This window comes from Camelimonas lactis (assembly GCF_004342915.1).
GTDB lineage: Bacteria > Pseudomonadota > Alphaproteobacteria > Rhizobiales > Beijerinckiaceae > Camelimonas > Camelimonas lactis.
In genome coordinates this window covers 270,457-286,037 of sequence record NZ_SLWL01000004.1, presented here as the reverse complement: position 1 = coordinate 286,037, position 15,581 = coordinate 270,457, and the positions used below count along the sequence as shown (strand labels likewise).

Genomic DNA, 15,581 nt, shown 5'->3' with positions numbered 1-15,581 from the left:
TAGGCAATATAAGTTGTGCGCACGCTGATCTGCGCGACATGGTTGTAAGTATCATCCGCAACACCCGCCATTCACTGTTGCGTGTGCGGCTCCGTATACTGGGGTGGATACTGGAGCGGGGCGTTCGCGACCGCGCCGCCCGCGCCGGCGAGGAAGGCGGCTAGAAGGGAAGGCGGCGGCATCACCCGGGACTGGCCGGCCCCGGAGAAAGCTGTTGCGGGCGGGTAGGCGCCGCTGCTCCCAAAAGCGGTCCGGCGAGAGCGCCGCCCGGGCGGGAGAGGCCGACTGCTCCCGGAAACACCTGGGCGAGAGAGGCGCCGCCAGCGGGAGGCGCCGCTGCGGTTCCCGGGCGTCCTGCCGTCCCGCGTAGCGGTGCGGGCGGCGGGGCGCGCTATCCCTGGCGCCGGGGCGCCGTCTCATGCCCTGGCGCTGAGGCGCCGCCGTCTCATGTCCTGGCGTCGGGGGCGCCGTTTCATGGCTTGTCACGCTTTCTCCCGGTCCCACGTCTCCGCTGATACGCCCGTCTTGCGCAGTTCCGCCTTGCGTACTTTCTCGGTGGGCGTCTTTGGCAGGGCCGCGACGATGTCGATGAAGCGGGGGCGGGCGAAGCGGGGCACTTCGCTGTCGGTGTGGGCGGCGATCTGCTGCGGCGTCAGCCGGGCGCCGGGGGCGGCGACCACCGCCAGCATCACCTCGTCCTCGCCGCCGGCGATGTCCGCCGCCACGGCGTAGGCGGCGACCTCGGCGACGCCTTCCAGCCGCAGCACCGCCTGCTCCACCTCCCAGGAGGAGATGTTCTCGCCGCGCCGGCGGATGCAATCCTTGATGCGATCGACGAAGAACAGGTTGCCGTCCTCGTCAATGTAGCCGGCGTCGCCGGTGTGGAACCACAGATTGCGCCAGGCCTCCATGGTCTTGTCCGGCAGGCCCAGATAGCCGGCCATCATGGTCCACGGCAGCTTCGGCCGGCTGGTGATTTCGCCGGTCTGGCCCGGGCCCAGCTCCGCGTCGGTGTCGGGATCGCGAATGCTCACCTCGAAAAAGCGCGCATAGGGTTTGCCCGCCGAGCCGGGCTTTGAGTCGGTCGCGCCGCCCCAGGAAATGATGTTGTTCTCGGTCATGCCGAAGCCGGAGCTGACCGCCGGCACGCCAAAACGCTCATGCCATACGGGGACGTGCTCGGCCGGGTTCGGCGCGCACAGGATCAGCCGCAGCTTGTGGTCGCGGTCCTCCGGGCGCGGCGGCGTATCGACGACGAAGGCGCTGACCACCCCCAGCGAATTGGTGATCGTGGCGCCGTAACGGCGCACGTCGTCCAGCCAGGCGGTGGCGCTGAACCGGCGACGCACCACGGCGGTCGCGCCGGTGATCAGGCAGCAATAAAGCTGCATCAGCAGGCCATTGGCGTGAAACAGCGGCAGCACGATGTAATAGACGTCGTCCGCCGTCACCGCGAGGTTGTCGGCGGCGCCGTAGCCGTAGAGGAAACAGTGGGCGTGCGGCATCAGCACGCCCTTGGCCGGCCCGGTGGTGCCGGAGGTGTACATCACCGCGGCGATGTCATGGGCGCGGGGCGTCGGCCCCTGCCAGCGTTCGGCGTCGCGCCAGCCGGCGAAGTCGATGACGCGCCAGCCAGCGCTGGCCAGGTCCGCCGGCGCCTCGGCGCTGTCCGGGTCGGCGATAATCACGGTTTCAAGTTTTGGCAGGCGCGGGGCGATCTCGATCAGGACCGGCAGCAGGTCGGCGCCGACAATGGCGACCCGGGCAGCGCAATTGACCAGCTGATGTTCAAGGAAGGCGCCTTTCAGCTCGGTGTTCAGCACCACGAAAGCGGCGCCCAGCCGGCCGAGGCCCAGCCAGGCGCGAATCAGGTCAAGGCTGTTGCGGGCCAGCACGGCAACCCGGTCGCCAGGATCGACGCCGAGATGATGCAGGAAACCGGCGACAAGCTCCCCGGCCGCATGGGCCTCGGCGAAGCTCATGGCGTCGCCGTCGACCATGCGCACGAAGGTCTTCTCCGGCCGCTGCCGGGCCTGAAACGCCGCGACCTCAGGCAGAATCCAGCGGGCCGGGTCGTCCGGGTAGATGGTCATGGCGCTCCCCTGTCGTTGGCGCGTTTCGCGCATTGTCGCGGGGAAGCTGCAACGGCGATGCGGCTCTGGCAAGAGGCCGGCAAGGTAAGAGGCCGGCAAGGCAGGAGGCCGGCAAGGCAGGAGGCCGGCAAGGCAGGGGGCCAGCCGCGCAGGAGGCGGGCGTGGGACGGGAGCCTGGCCGGCGACGGTTGCCTGGGCCTACTCCGGCGGGTGAATGACGCCGCCCAGCTGGTCGGCGATGGCCCGGGCGGTGCGCGCCAGCATCGGGCCGTAGCGGTCGTTGATGTCCTGCTCGCCCAGCAGATAGGCCGGGCCGCCAAGACCAAGCGCGTAAACGCCCCGGCCATTGGGCAGGATGATCGGCGTGCCGGCGCCGTTAATGTCGCGCTGCCATTCGCCGATCGACGTGCAAAAACCCTTCTCGCGCACCTCGGCGACGGCCGCCGCCACGGCGTCGCGCAATTTGGGATAGTCGGCCGGCTTCTGGCGCTTCAGCTCATCCAGCACGGCGGCGCGCTCCTCCGGCGTCGCCCCGGCGAGCCAGGCCTTGCCGCTGGAGGTGGTGGCGATGGGCATGCGCGCGCCCACCGGCAGGCGCAGGCCGATCAGCGCCGACCCCTCACAGGTTTCGATGCAGATCACCGAAAGACGCTCGCGCAGGGTCAGCGAGATGTTCATGTCGCCGTTGTTGGCCAGCTCCTGCATCAGCGGCCGGGCGATGCGGCGGATGTCGAGGCGCTCCAGCGCGGTGAAGGCCAGCTTCAGTGTGCGCCCGCCCAGTTCATAATTGGCCAGGCGCGGATTGTAGCTGAGATAGCCCATCTCCATCAGCGTGTGGGTGATGCGCGAGACGGTCGGCTTGGGCAGGCCGGTGCGCTCCGCCAGCTCCTGGTTGCCCAGCGGCCCATCGGAGGCGCGGAACGCCGACAACACGTCGAGGCCGCGGGCGAGGGCGGTGACAAACAGCCGGCCGCTGTCCGCGCCATCCGTATCGCGCGGGCGCCGGGTGGCGGAGCGGGCCGCCGGCTTGCGGACTGCCGCAGGGGGCGTTCCGGCTGTGTCCGCTCCGTCATCGGCCATGGGCGCGGCGTCGGCGGTGGAAGCGGCGGGGGACTGGTTGGCGTCGGACATGACAGCGCTCCGGCGTCAGGGCGCGGGCCAGGCGGAAACGGAGCGCGGCGCCGCAAAATCAGGACTATCACGCGGACCTGGCCGCCCGCTCGCAGGACGCTCTACCTGCCCCCGCGCAATTCTGCAAAAACCATTTTCGCAGATTGCGGGACGCGGAGCCCTATGACAAGTTGCCAGCGACAGCCATTTGGCCGGAGCAAAATGCGCGCGCGCTAAAGCGAAAATTTGCTCCATGTTGTTGAAACAACGCGTTTTCTGCGCGCGGGGCGACGCCTGCTCCGCATGAAAACGCTTCGGTCCAACCAGAAACGAGACAAGGAAACGCAGATGGCCATTGACCCGGATCACCTCCTGAACTGGCCGTTCAAGGATCTGGAGCACACCTATACCGAGCGCGATACGATCCTTTACGCCCTCGGCCTCGGCGTCGGCTCCGACCCGCTGGACGAGAGCCAGCTCCGCTTTGTTTATGAGGACGGTCTGCGGGCGCTGCCCACCATGGCGGTGGTGCTGGGTTATCCGGGTTTCTGGCTGAAGGATCCGGGCACGGGCGTTGACTGGACGAAGGTGCTGCACGGCGAGCAGGGGCTGCAGGTGTTCAGGCCGCTGCCGGCCTCCGGCACGGTGATTGGCCGCACCCGCGTCACCGACATCATCGACAAGGGCCCGGGCAAGGGCGCGATCCTGTATTCCGACCGCGACATCATCGACAAGGCCACCGGCGAATTGCTGTGCCGCGTCACCGGCTCCAGCTTCCTGCGCGGCGATGGCGGCTTTGGCGGCAAGTCCGGCCCGACGCCGACCCCGCACCAGATCCCCGATCGCGCCCCGGACATCACCCTGGCCCTGCCGACGTTGCCGCAGGCGGCGCTGATCTACCGTCTCTCCGGCGACTACAACCCGCTGCACGCCGACCCGAAGGTGGCGACCGGCGCCGGCTTCAGGGCCCCGATCCTGCACGGTCTGTGCACCTATGGCGTCGTTGGCCGGGCGCTGCTCCAGGCGGTGGGCGATTCCAATCCGGATTCCCTGCGCCGCATGGACGTGCGCTTTACCTCGCCGGTGTATCCGGGCGAAACCATCGTCACCGAGATCTGGCGCGGCGACAACGGCTCCGTCTCGTTCCGCGCCCGCGTGCAGGAGCGCGACGTGGTGGTGATCAACAACGGCTACGCCGAGCTGGCCTGAGACGTCTGGAAGACGGGGCGCGCTGGTCAGGTGAGGCGCCCGTCGGCTCGCCAGCGTGGCGGCTCCTGTTCGGACGCCGCGCTCCCGCGTCTGGCCGGCCTTCCAGCCCCGGCGCACGACGTCAGGAGCGGCAAACCGCCGCCCGCCGCGAACGCCCCGGCCCGTCATGCCCGCGCCTGTTGTGGGCATTCACGTCCTCACATCCGGGACGCGGCGCCCCCGCCGATGCGTCGCTTGCGGGATGGCCGGGACAGGCCTGGCTGACGGCGGCCAGTGGAGAGCGGACAACTGGGTGGAACAACTGACCTCGGTCAGGGGCAAACCGGTCCCGGCTCCCTGCCTGCGCCCCTCAGCCGTCCACGCCCCACGGCGGCGGGGGAATGTCCATGTGCGCGGCGCGCAGCGCCGACGACCAGCGTTCGCTCAGATTACGAAAGTACGGGTCGCCGTTCTCGATGCGGCGGCTGATGGTGATCGCCAGCGCGTCGCGCGGGATCACGGCGATGTCGAGCGGCAGGCCGACGCCGAGGTTGGAGCGCAGGGTTGAGTCCATCGACAGCAGGCCCAGCTTGATGGCGTCGTTGAGCGTCGTTTCCCACTGCACCGAGCGGTCGAGGATGGGCTTGCCGTATTTGTGCTCGCCGATCTGGAGGAACGGGCTGTCGCGGCCGCATTCAATGAAGTTGCCGGCGGCGTAGATCATGTACATGCGCATTTCCCGGCCGGCGACCTGACCGGCGAGCAGGAAGGCGACGTCGAAGGGCAGGCCGGCGTCCTCCAGCGCCTCGCCCAGCTGCTTGCGCATCTGCCGCACGGCGAAACCCACCAGTTGCGCCGCGCGAAACATGCTCGGCATGTCCTCGATGCGCTCGGTCTCGCCGGTTTCTGGGTTGACCAGGCCCTCGGAAACCATGGCGATCACCGACTGGGAGATCGACAAATTGCCGGCGCAGGCGATGGCGATGGCCCGCTCGCCTTTTGTTCCGAACAGATGCAGCTTGCGGAACGTCGACACATTGTCGATGCCGGCGTTGGTGCGCGTGTCGGCGATCATGACGACGCCGCTCTGGACAAGCAGTCCGACGCAATAGGTCATCGGGGACTCTCCGGCTGGCCCACCCCCGCGCCGGGGGGCGGGTTCCCGGCAGGCAAATTCAGGACTGGGTCCGCCGCGAGGCCTGCGGGACGGCAAGCGCCGCGTCAAGACCTTCCGTGTCGCTGCCGGCGCGCCCGCGCGGATCGGCGCGGCGCCGTGGCAATCCGGCCCCAACCGCGGAGGCGATGGGGCCAGGCCAGGCGGCTGCGCCTGGCTGGACCCCGCGCCGCTCCAGCAGGGCAGGGGTGAGGCCGAAAAAACACGCGCGCCGCAGCCTGCCTGTCCGTTTTCTGGGCCGGATGCCGGTTCCAAATGATGCTATGTGCCCGGTGGGACGCCGTGATTCCACGGCGCGCTTACGTCACGAGGCGCAACACATGAAGCGGCCCACCGTCCTGCTGATCGCCACCGGCGGCACCATCGCCATGACCCCGCGCGCGGATGGCGCCGGCGTCGCGCCGACCCTCGATGCGGCGGATCTGGCCGCCGCCGTTCCCGGCCTGATGGCGGCGGCGTCGGTTATTCCGGTCGCCCTGGCCCGCAAGCCGTCAGCCTCGCTGACCCTGGCCGACCTCACCGCCGTGGCCACGCTGGCGCGCGAGCATCTGGCGGGCGACGTCGACGGCGTGGTGATCGCGCAGGGCACGGACACCATTGAGGAAACGGCCTTCGTTCTCAGCCTGCTGCTTCCCGCCGGCAAGCCAGTGGTGGTGACCGGCGCCATGCGCCCGCCCGCCACGGCGGGGGCCGATGGCCCGGCCAACCTGTTGGCCGCCGTCACCGTCGCGGCGGCGCCGGCGGCTCACGGCCTTGGCCCGGTGGTGGTGTTGAACGATGAGATTCACGCCGCCCTGCTGGTGCAGAAGGGGCATACGGCGTTGACCTCCGCCTTTGTTTCTCCCGGTTTCGGCCCCCTTGGCCTTGTCGCCGAGGGTCGGGTCCGCATCCTGCTGCGTCCGGCCGCGCCGCCGGTCCTCGCCGGATTGCTGGGGCGCGCGCCGGAAGAGCTGTTGGCGGACCTGGCGGTGGAAGCGCCCCCGCCGGCCGTGGCCCTGCTGCGCATCGGCCTTGGCGACGACGGCCGGTTGCTGGCGGCGGCGCCGGAACTTGGTTTCGCCGGCGTGGTGATTGAAGGCGCCGGGGCCGGCCATGTGCCGGAGCGCCTCGCCGACCTCGTGTCCCGGGTCGCCGCCCGCATGCCGGTGATTCTTGGCTCACGGGTCAGCGCCGGGCCGGTGTTCAGCGCTACCTATGGCTATCCAGGCTCCGAGATTGATCTGTTGCAACGCGGCGTCATCGGCGCCGGCATGCTCTCCGGCCTGAAAGCGCGGCTGCTGCTGCAACTGCTGCTGCGCGCCGGCGCTGACGCCGGGCAGATCAGGGCTGCCTTCGCCGCTTGCGGCGGTTAGCTTGCCCGGATGAACGCCGGAGCGCTTGCCCGCCGGCGCACGCCCTGCCAGGCTCCGGCCGCGCGTGAAGGCGCGCCAGTGATGTGTGGATACGGGGAACGCCATGAAACTTGTGCGGTTTGGAGAGCCAGGCGCCGAAAGGCCAGGCCTGCTGGATAGCGAAAACCGGATTCGCGATCTCTCGGGCGTCATCGCCGATATCAACGGCGCCGCCCTCGACCCGGCGACCCTCGACCGCCTGCGCGCGCTTGATGCCGGCGCCCTGCCGCTTGCGCCGGCTGGCGCGCGCCTTGGCCCTTGCGTTGGCGGCGTCGGGCATTTCATCGCCGTTGGCCTCAACTACGCCGATCACGCCGCCGAAGCCGGCCTGACGCCGCCGGCGGAGCCGATCCTGTTCAGCAAGGCGCCGTCCTGCATCATCGGTCCCCATGACGATGTGCTGATTCCGCCAGGCTCGACCAAAACCGACTGGGAGGTGGAGCTGGCGGTGGTGATCGGCTCTCCGTGCTCCCGCGTTCACGAGGCGGAGGCGCTGGATCACGTGGCCGGCTACTGCCTGTGCAACGACATATCCGAGCGCGCCTGGCAGAACGAACGCGGCGGCACGTGGATGAAGGGCAAGGGCGCGCCGACCTTTGGCCCCCTCGGCCCATGGCTGGCGACGCGCGAGGAACTGGGCGACGCCAATGGCCGCGCCATGTGGCTCGATCTCAATGGCGAGCGCATGCAGACCGGCAATACGGAGAACATGATTTTCCGCGTTCCGTTCATCGTCTCCTACATTTCGCAGTTCATGGACCTGCGCCCTGGCGACGTCATCGCCACCGGCACGCCGCCCGGCGTCGGCATGGGCCGCAAGCCGCCGCTATTCCTGAAGGCCGGCGACCGGATGACCCTGGGCATCGATGGCCTTGGCGTGCAGGACCTGAACGTGCGCGACGCTTCCCGCCAGGCGGCGGCCTGATCCGCGCCGGCCTGCGCTGGCCGCATGGCGGGGCTGGGGGCGCCGCCATGACGACATTGACAGTAAATTGGAGGGTTTCTAGATTCCATCCATGAGCGGTGGCCAGGGCAGGAGATTTTCCGGGGCCGGATAGATCGCGACAGTCTGGTCAGGAACGTTCCGCCATGCAGGCCGCCCGAGAAAAAGGGTGGAAGCCTATGGCCACGGACGCCTCCGTCGTTACGTCACCTGTCGCCGGCAGCGGCGCGCCGCTGGAAAAAGTCACGCTCAACGACAAATATCTGCAGCCCTCGGGACGGATCTACCTGTCCGGCATCCAGGCGCTGGTGCGCCTGCCGATGATGCAGCGCCAGCGGGATCTGGCCAATGGCCTGAACACCGCAGGCTTCATTTCCGGCTATCGCGGTTCACCGCTCGGCGTCTACGACAACGCCCTCTGGCAGGCGAAAAAACTCCTTGAGGCCGAGAACATCACCTTCCAGTCGGGCCTGAACGAGGACCTCGCCGCCACGGCGGTCTGGGGCAGCCAGCAGGTCGGCCTGTTTCCCGGCGCCAAATTCGACGGCGTGTTCGGCGTCTGGTACGGCAAGGGCCCCGGCGTCGACCGCTCGATGGACGCGCTGAAACACGCCAACTCCGCCGGCACGTCGAAATATGGCGGCGTGCTCGCCATCGCCGGCGATGACCATGGCTGCCAGTCGTCGACGCTCGCCCACCAGAGCGAGCAGGTCTACATGGCGGCGATGATGCCGATCCTCAATCCGGCCAATGTGCAGGAGTATCTGGATTTCGGCCTGCGCGGCTACGCGCTTTCCCGCTACAGCGGCTGCTGGGTCGGCTTCAAGGCGATTTCCGAGGCGGTGGAAAGCTCCGCGTCGGTCTGGGTCGATCCCGACCGCATCCGCATCATCACCCCCACTGACTTCGAGATGCCGCCCGGCGGTCTGAATATCCGCTGGCCGGATCCGCCGCTGGAGGCCGAGGCGCGCCTGCACGGGCCGCGCATGGAGGCGGTGGCCGCCTTCGCCCGCGCCAATCCGTTCGATGAGATCGTGCTCGACAGCCGCGACGCCGGCGTGCCGGGGCGGCTTGGCCTGATGACCACCGGCAAGGCGCATCTCGACGCCCGCCAGGCCCTGGCCGACCTCGGCATCTCCGACGATCAGGCCCGCGCTCTCGGCATCCGCATCTACAAGGTCGGCCTGACCTGGCCGCTGGAGCGGGAAGGGGCGCTGCGCTTCGCCGAAGGGTTGCAGGACGTGCTGGTGATCGAAGAGAAGCGCGGCTTCATTGAAGACCAGCTCATCCGCTACCTGTACAACATGGACGCCGCCCATCGCCCGATGGTCGTCGGCAAGCGCGACGAGAGCGGCGCCATGCTGCTGCCGAGCGAGGGCGAGTTCAATCCGACCCTTGTGGCCCGCGCCATCGTCTCGCGCCTGCGCCGCATGGGCCATAAGGACCCGGCCCTCGACCAACGCCTGGCGCGCCTCGCTTCCTTTGAGCAGATGGGCGCGACCCCGGCCACCAAAATGGCCCGGACGCCGTTCTTCTGTTCCGGTTGCCCCCACAACACCTCAACCAATGTGCCGGAGGGCTCGCGCGCCATGGCCGGCATCGGCTGCCACGGCATGGCCTCCTACATTCCGGCCCGGCGCACCGCCACCATCACCCACATGGGGGCGGAGGGAACCAACTGGATCGGCCAGGCGCCGTTCACCGCCGAACCGCACATCTTCCAGAACCTCGGCGACGGCACCTACACCCACTCCGGCATTCTCGCCATCCGCGCCGCGGTGGCCGCCGGCGTCAACATCACCTACAAGATCCTCTACAACGACGCGGTCGCCATGACCGGCGGCCAGCACGCCGAAGGCGGCTATTCGGTTGGCGAGATCGCCGCCCAGGTGGCGGCCGAGCGGATTGCGCGCCTGGTGATCGTGTCGGACGAGCCGGACAAATATCCGCCCAACGGCTACTTCCCGGCCGGCGCGAAAACCTTCCATCGCGACCAGCTCGATCACGTGCAGCGCGAGTTGCGCGAAACCGAAGGCGTGACCGTGCTGATCTATGACCAGACCTGCGCCGCCGAAAAACGTCGCCGCCGCAAGCGCGGCCTGATGCCGGATCCGCAAAAGCGCGTTTTCATCAACGATCTGGTCTGTGAAGGCTGCGGCGACTGCTCGGTGAAATCCAACTGCGTCTCGGTAAAGCCGCTGGAAACCGAATTTGGCCGCAAGCGCCAGATCGACCAGTCCAACTGCAACAAGGATTATTCCTGCGTCAACGGCTTCTGCCCCAGCTTCGTCACCGTCCACGGCGGCTCCCTGCGCAAGCTGACGAAAAGCGGCGCGAAACCCAGCGTAGCCGACGATCCGTTCGCGACGTTGCCGCCGCCGCGGCAGAAGCCGCTGGGCGAGCCTTATGGCATTCTCATCACCGGCATCGGCGGCACCGGCGTCATCACCGTTGGCGCGTTGCTCGGCATGGCGGCGCACCTGGAGGGCAAGGGCTGCACGGTGCTGGATTTCACCGGCCTGTCGCAGAAAAATGGCGCGGTGATGAGCCACGTGCGCCTGGCGCCGAAGCCGGAAGACCTGGCGGCGGTGCGCATCGCGCCCGGCGGCGCCGACCTGGTGCTGGGCTGCGACATGGTGGTGGCGGCCAGCCCCGCCGCCCTGTCACGCATGGAGACCGGCGTCACCCGCGCCGTGGTCAACGATTATCTCCAGCCCACCGCCGGCTTCGTCATCAATCCGGATGTGGATTTCGAGCACGCCCAGATGAAGCGGGCGCTGCGCCAGGCCATCGGCGAGAAGGGCATTGATCTGGTCAAGGCCAGCGATCTGGCCACCGCCCTGATGGGCGACGCCATCGCCACCAATCTGTTCATGCTGGGCTACGCCTTCCAGCGCGGCCTGTTGCCCCTGTCGCTGGAGTCGATTGAAAAGGCGGTGGAGCTGAACGGCGCCGCTGTCGACATGAACCTGCGCGCCTTCGCCTGGGGGCGGCTCGCCGCCCATGACCCGGATGCGGTGGAGCGCATCGCCCGGCCGCTGCTGGCGCCTCCGGCGCCCGAGGCGCCTGACCTCGACGCGGTGATTGAACGGCGCGTCCAGTTCCTCACCGCATACCAGAACGCCGCCTGGGCCGCCCGTTACCGGGCCCTGGTCGATGAGACGCGCGCCGTCGAGCAGGCCCGCGTTCCCGGCCGGCAGACACTGACCGACGCCGTGGCCCGCAACCTCTTCAGGCTGATGTCGTACAAGGACGAATACGAGGTGGCGCGCCTGTATACGGACGGGACTTTCCAGGAGAAGCTCGGCAAGCAGTTCGACGGCGACTATCGCCTGCGCTTCCATCTGGCCCCGCCGCTGATCGCGCCGCGTGACCCGGAAACCGGCGAACTCAAGAAGCGTGAATTCGGCCCCTGGGTCCTGCCACTGCTGCGCGTGCTGGCGCGGATGAAGCGGTTGCGCGGCGGCGCGCTCGATATCTTCGGCTACAGCCACGAGCGCCGCACCGAGCGCCAGCTCATCACGGACTATGAGGCGATGTTGCGCGAGGTGTTGCGCGACCTGGCGCCAGCCAACCACGGTGTCGCCGTCGATCTGGCCGCCATACCAGAGCAGATCCGTGGCTTCGGCCATATCAAGGAACGCAACCTCAAGGCCGCGAAAACCAACGAGGCGATGCTGCGCGCCGCTTTCGCCAACCCGCCGCCGGTGGCGCAGGCGGCTGAATAAGCGCTCTGCCGCAGCAATATCCGGTCATCCTGACAAGGCCGGCGCGTCACCGCGCCGGTTTTGCTTTGCCGATGCCGCTGGAACCTTGAAGCAGATGGGGCGTTATTTTGAGACAGAACGCCAGTCGCGCGGCATTGCGTGACGCCAGTATGAGGACAGGTTCATGTTTGGCTGGGCCATTACTTTTCTGATCATCGCTCTTATCGCTGCTGTTCTCGGATTCGGCGGCATTGCCGGTACGGCTGTTGGGATCGCCAAGCTGATTTTCCTTGTGGCGCTGGTGCTCTTCGCCATTTCCGCCGTGGCTGGCATTGTGCGTGGCCGCAATCCCGGCATCTGAAGCATGGCGGGGGCCGCCCCTCCGGGGGCCAGGCCTCCGCCCCGCCTGCGCCGGTCCGGGGCGCAGGCATGACCGGCGACCGGCAGCAAACCCGTACCGGGGACTGATCACACCGCGCCGGCCCTGCTGGCCACCGCCCCGGCGACCAGACGGCAAACTGAAGCTGAAGCCAGGAACTTGCCGGCAAAAGCGGAATCGGGCCCCTCAGCCCGGTGCAAGAAACGTCGTTCCCGAAAAAATAGTTTTGACAATAATAACTTGCGCCCGATTCGGACCCCTGCGCGCCAGGCCGTCACGGTGGCGGGCGGCGTGGTCCGTTGCATTCAGGCCTTGCGCTATGCCTGATCTGGCGGCGGATGATCTTCCACATGCACCGGCACGCTGATCGCCAGCGCCACGCGCGGGCTGGGGCCGGCGTGGCCTGAGGCCGCGGCCGGGCCGCTGTCACGTTCGGCGGCGTCGAGTTCGCGGGCGTTGATCTGGTTGATGAAAGCCTGTTGCAGGCGGCGGGACATCAGAAGTCCCTGCCGGGAGGGCGTGACGCCGCTGTCCCGCAGGGCGAAAATCACCAGCCGCACGTCCCGGCCTTCGGGCGTGAAGGTAAGCTGCGCCTGGCTGACGCCGGGCTTGCCGCCCGCCAGCAATGGCCAGATTGCCTCCACGAGCAGCAGCGCCAGCGGGATAGCCCGGTCCAGTTCCAGATATTGTTCGGTATGTTGCGCGTCGGGCGTGAAATCGGCCACGACCCCCGCGGGCGCCCCGGCCGCCTGCTGCACATACATCAGCACCTCGTGCACCAGCGGCGTCAGCGGCGCCAGCCTGATGTCGCCATGGGCGAGGGCCAGCTTGTAGGCGGACGCCATGGCGTGCACCCGGCATTCGGCCAGGGCCAGGGCTTCATGGGTTTCCCCGCTTTTCTGCCGCTTGGTCAGGTTCAGAAAGCTGGCGATGACCTGGAAATTGTTTTTGACGCGATGGTGAAGCTCCCGGAGCAGCGCGCTGCGCTGGTTGGCCACGGTCGCCAGTTCCCGCGTTCTGGCCCCAAGCACCTCGGCCATCTGGTCAAACGCCGTCGCGTATTGCTGGAGCTCCAGCGGCGCGCTGTCGGGCAGTCTGGCGCGCACGTTGAAGTCGCCGTATGACAGCCGCTGCGCTGTCCTGCCAAGGCGTCGCATCCATTGCAGGAACAGCCGGTCGATGGCCAGCCACGCCACGGCCATGACGATGGCGAAAATCAGCAGCGGCACGGCGAGGCCGACAACGAGTTGCTGCTCCGCCTGGCCGAAATCCGGCTTCTCCTTAGCCGAAAAGATGCGCGCCACGCCAGGCTCGATGGGGATGGAGATGTAGGTGTAGGTGTCTCCGTTTCGCCCGTTGCCCGTCACCAGTTCATGACGGGAGGCCAGGAACAGCTTCTCCTTCGCGGGAAGCCACCCGTTGTCCTCCTGTTCGCCGCTGTGGGCGATGATGTGGAACCTGTCGTCGATCACCGCGAAGGGGCTGGCGCGCCCCTGCGGCGTACGCTCCAGCAATTCGCGCATGAATGCCTGGGAGACGACGGAGAGCAGGGTTTCGGGCCCGTCCAGCGTCGAGGCCACCCCAAGGTGGAATGGCGGGGTCCTGCTGGCGAGAATGGTTTCCCGGCGGGTGTTCGCCCGCAGGCTGGATGGGGGGGCTGCGGGAGCGGCGGGAGCGACCGCCGCCAGGTCAAAGCCGTCAAGCGCCGCCTGGTCCCCGGCGTAGCAGACCAGCCGGCCGTCGCGAAAGAAGCCGTAGGCGACAACTTCCCGGTTGACCTTGCGATAATGGGGGAGGGACGCGCAGAATTTCTCGTCCCCCGCATGCGTGGCGGAGGCCAGCAGGGTGGTCGCGACGATGTCGGCGCTATTGAGGGCGCCGCGAACGAGGCTGGCGATATTGAGGGCAGCCTGGCGCTGGGATGCGTCCACGGTCGCGCTGACGCTGCGATAGAGATGCCACGTCAGACCGGCGGCCAGGACCACGGCAGGCAGCACCGCCAACCCGAACAGGGTCAGCAACCGCGATCGTATGCTGGCCGCCCGCAGCATCCTGTCTCCGTTACGCCATTCCCGGGCGAAGTGAACGTTGCTTCGCGGGAGGAGAATCCGTCAGGGTGAAGGACACGACATGTCCATGATTGCATTCCTTCCGGGAAAACGTCCTCAAGGTGCGCGGGGACGCGGCCGCGTTTCCAGGCTGAAGCATTTTGACCCACAGGCTCCGCGCCGCCCCGGCGCGCTCACGGTCTTCAGCAAACGTGGACGCATCTTCGTTAAAAAAGACGTCAGCCCGGAACAGGCGGGGCAGCTTCGGCTCCCCGTCCTGAAACGCGCGCCGTCCCCAATGCGTGCCGCCGTCGCCCTGGCGGTGAGGCGCGGGGCCGGTCAGTCGGTTTTTGCGCCGCCCCCGTCCGCTCCAGCCAGTGCGGCGTATGAGTCCGCGTCCGGCCCGAAATCCGCGCCGGACGTCACCGAGAGCATCTCGCCAAGGCGCGCCCGCGCGCGATTGATCCGGCTCTTGATGGTTCCGAGGGCGCAGCCGCAGATTTCCGCAGCTTCCTCATAGGAAAACCCGGAGGCGCCCACCAGAATCAGCGCCTCGCGCTGGTCATCGGGCAACTGGGCGAGGGCGCGGCGGAAGTCCTCCAGATCCATGTGGCCGTGCTGCGGCGCATGAACGGCGAGCCGGCTGGCGTGGGCGCCGTCATCCTCCACCTCGCGCGAGCGCTTGCGGAAATCGGAATAGAAGGTGTTGCGCAAAATGGTGAACAGCCAGGCCCGGATGTTGGTGCCTTCCGTATAGCCGTTCATGTTGGTCCATGCCTTGACCACGGTGTCCTGAACCAGATCGTCGGCGCGCTCCACATTGCCGGTGATGGAGATGGCGAACGCGCGCAGGCTCTGCAGCTCGGCCAGCAGCGCATCCTTGAATCGATCCGGGTCTGTCACGATTCCTGTTCCTTGCCGGAAGCCGGGAGGGTCGGGCGGCCATCGAGGCTTGAGAGCAGGGAAAGAAACCGGTCAGGCACGGGCAGGCGCACCACTTCGTCATAGACGGCCCGCAATTGCGATCCGATGGCCTGTTGCACCACGTCGTCGCCCGCCGGCGACTGGGCGCCGTCGGTTTGCCTGGCTTCCTGGCGCGCGTCTACGACAGTCGCTGGCTTGTGTCGGTCCATATTGGCGGCTTTCTTCAAACGAAACGTAACGTCGGGGAATTGGGGCGAGATCACGGGCGGGGACGCGGGGGTGATGATTGATGACAGCCTTCAGATTATCAATATCCGGAACGGGATAATGAACATGGTGATGTTCTCCCCGGTCCCTGGCGCCGACAATACCGCCAAACGGCCAATTTCCTGAGGTGAAAAATAAATATGTACAGGTCCAATGCTTGAGGCGCCGCTTGCGCCCGGGGTGGCGTTCGCCGCGCGGGCGTTGCTGCTGGTCCCACGGATTCAGCTTTTCCATGAGGGAAAGCCAGGCCGTCGCGCCCAGACCGCGCCAGTCGGCGTCGACCCCTGCGATGTCTTAACCCCTTGCGGGTCCATGGCGATATTCCCCTCCGCTGGTTGGATTTGCCGTCGGGTTCCA

11 protein-coding genes are annotated in these 15,581 nt (G+C 67.7%); 5 read left to right on the top strand and 6 right to left on the bottom strand.

Features of this window, described 5'->3' with window-relative positions:
• Positions 1 to 482: 482 nt before the first annotated feature.
• Together EV666_RS07245 and EV666_RS07240 are read right to left on the bottom strand one after the other, a co-directional pair.
• Positions 483 to 2,093, bottom strand: a complete 1,611-nt coding sequence (locus tag EV666_RS07245; protein ID WP_165909925.1) for an AMP-binding protein — start codon at positions 2,091 to 2,093, stop codon at positions 483 to 485.
• A gap of 198 nt (positions 2,094 to 2,291) precedes the next feature.
• Positions 2,292 to 3,224, bottom strand: coding sequence for an IclR family transcriptional regulator (locus tag EV666_RS07240; protein WP_132005279.1), 933 nt, complete (start codon positions 3,222 to 3,224; stop codon positions 2,292 to 2,294).
• Positions 3,225 to 3,551: 327 nt separating this feature from the next.
• Here EV666_RS07240 and EV666_RS07235 point away from each other — a divergent pair, with 327 nt between their 5' ends.
• A complete protein-coding gene (locus EV666_RS07235) occupies positions 3,552 to 4,412 on the top strand; it encodes a MaoC/PaaZ C-terminal domain-containing protein (RefSeq protein WP_132005276.1) in 861 nt (286 codons plus the stop codon).
• Between the two features lie 349 nt (positions 4,413 to 4,761).
• Here the strand turns inward: EV666_RS07235 and EV666_RS07230 are convergent, their stop codons facing one another.
• Entirely contained in the window at positions 4,762 to 5,508 is a 747-nt protein-coding gene (locus EV666_RS07230) for a proteasome-type protease (protein WP_132005273.1), read from the bottom strand.
• 377 nt (positions 5,509 to 5,885) lie between these two features.
• Here EV666_RS07230 and EV666_RS07225 point away from each other — a divergent pair, with 377 nt between their 5' ends.
• From EV666_RS07225 to EV666_RS07210, 4 genes are all read left to right on the top strand, one after another.
• Positions 5,886 to 6,917, top strand: coding sequence for an asparaginase (locus EV666_RS07225; protein WP_132005270.1), 1,032 nt, complete (start codon positions 5,886 to 5,888; stop codon positions 6,915 to 6,917).
• Positions 6,918 to 7,020: 103 nt separating this feature from the next.
• A complete protein-coding gene (locus EV666_RS07220; protein WP_132005267.1) occupies positions 7,021 to 7,881 on the top strand; it encodes a fumarylacetoacetate hydrolase family protein in 861 nt (286 codons plus the stop codon).
• Positions 7,882 to 8,078: 197 nt separating this feature from the next.
• Positions 8,079 to 11,627 (top strand): indolepyruvate ferredoxin oxidoreductase family protein, encoded by a 3,549-nt coding sequence (locus EV666_RS07215; RefSeq protein WP_132005264.1) that lies wholly within the window; start codon positions 8,079 to 8,081, stop codon positions 11,625 to 11,627.
• Between the two features lie 163 nt (positions 11,628 to 11,790).
• On the top strand, positions 11,791 to 11,967 hold the full coding sequence (locus EV666_RS07210) for a DUF1328 domain-containing protein (RefSeq protein WP_132005261.1): 177 nt from the start codon (positions 11,791 to 11,793) through the stop codon (positions 11,965 to 11,967).
• Between the two features lie 335 nt (positions 11,968 to 12,302).
• Here EV666_RS07210 and EV666_RS07205 read toward each other — a convergent pair whose 3' ends face one another.
• The 3 genes from EV666_RS07205 to EV666_RS07195 form a co-directional block, all read right to left on the bottom strand.
• Positions 12,303 to 14,036: a sensor histidine kinase gene (locus EV666_RS07205; protein ID WP_132005258.1), complete on the bottom strand. Its 1,734-nt coding sequence runs from the start codon at positions 14,034 to 14,036 to the stop codon at positions 12,303 to 12,305.
• Positions 14,037 to 14,372: 336 nt separating this feature from the next.
• Complete coding sequence (locus tag EV666_RS07200; RefSeq protein ID WP_132005255.1) at positions 14,373 to 14,939, bottom strand: sigma-70 family RNA polymerase sigma factor; 567 nt, start codon at positions 14,937 to 14,939, stop codon at positions 14,373 to 14,375.
• The gene (locus tag EV666_RS07195) at positions 14,933 to 15,166 is read right to left on the bottom strand and encodes a NepR family anti-sigma factor (protein ID WP_132005252.1); all 234 of its coding nucleotides are present in this window, start codon (positions 15,164 to 15,166) and stop codon (positions 14,933 to 14,935) included. Before EV666_RS07195 ends, EV666_RS07200 begins: the two co-directional genes overlap by 7 nt.
• Between the last annotated feature and the right edge of the window lie 415 nt (positions 15,167 to 15,581).

What these genes read in the sequence shown, in the direction of transcription:
- EV666_RS07245 (WP_165909925.1), bottom strand. Translation starts at nt 2,093, where the DNA reads ATGACCATCTACCCGGACGACCCGGCCCGCTGGATTCTGCCTGAGGTC.
- EV666_RS07240 (WP_132005279.1), bottom strand. Translation starts at nt 3,224, where the DNA reads ATGTCCGACGCCAACCAGTCCCCCGCCGCTTCCACCGCCGACGCCGCG.
- EV666_RS07235 (WP_132005276.1), top strand. Translation starts at nt 3,552, where the DNA reads ATGGCCATTGACCCGGATCACCTCCTGAACTGGCCGTTCAAGGATCTG.
- EV666_RS07230 (WP_132005273.1), bottom strand. Translation starts at nt 5,508, where the DNA reads ATGACCTATTGCGTCGGACTGCTTGTCCAGAGCGGCGTCGTCATGATC.
- EV666_RS07225 (WP_132005270.1), top strand. Translation starts at nt 5,886, where the DNA reads ATGAAGCGGCCCACCGTCCTGCTGATCGCCACCGGCGGCACCATCGCC.
- EV666_RS07220 (WP_132005267.1), top strand. Translation starts at nt 7,021, where the DNA reads ATGAAACTTGTGCGGTTTGGAGAGCCAGGCGCCGAAAGGCCAGGCCTG.
- EV666_RS07215 (WP_132005264.1), top strand. Translation starts at nt 8,079, where the DNA reads ATGGCCACGGACGCCTCCGTCGTTACGTCACCTGTCGCCGGCAGCGGC.
- EV666_RS07210 (WP_132005261.1), top strand. Translation starts at nt 11,791, where the DNA reads ATGTTTGGCTGGGCCATTACTTTTCTGATCATCGCTCTTATCGCTGCT.
- EV666_RS07205 (WP_132005258.1), bottom strand. Translation starts at nt 14,036, where the DNA reads ATGCTGCGGGCGGCCAGCATACGATCGCGGTTGCTGACCCTGTTCGGG.
- EV666_RS07195 (WP_132005252.1), bottom strand. Translation starts at nt 15,166, where the DNA reads ATGGACCGACACAAGCCAGCGACTGTCGTAGACGCGCGCCAGGAAGCC.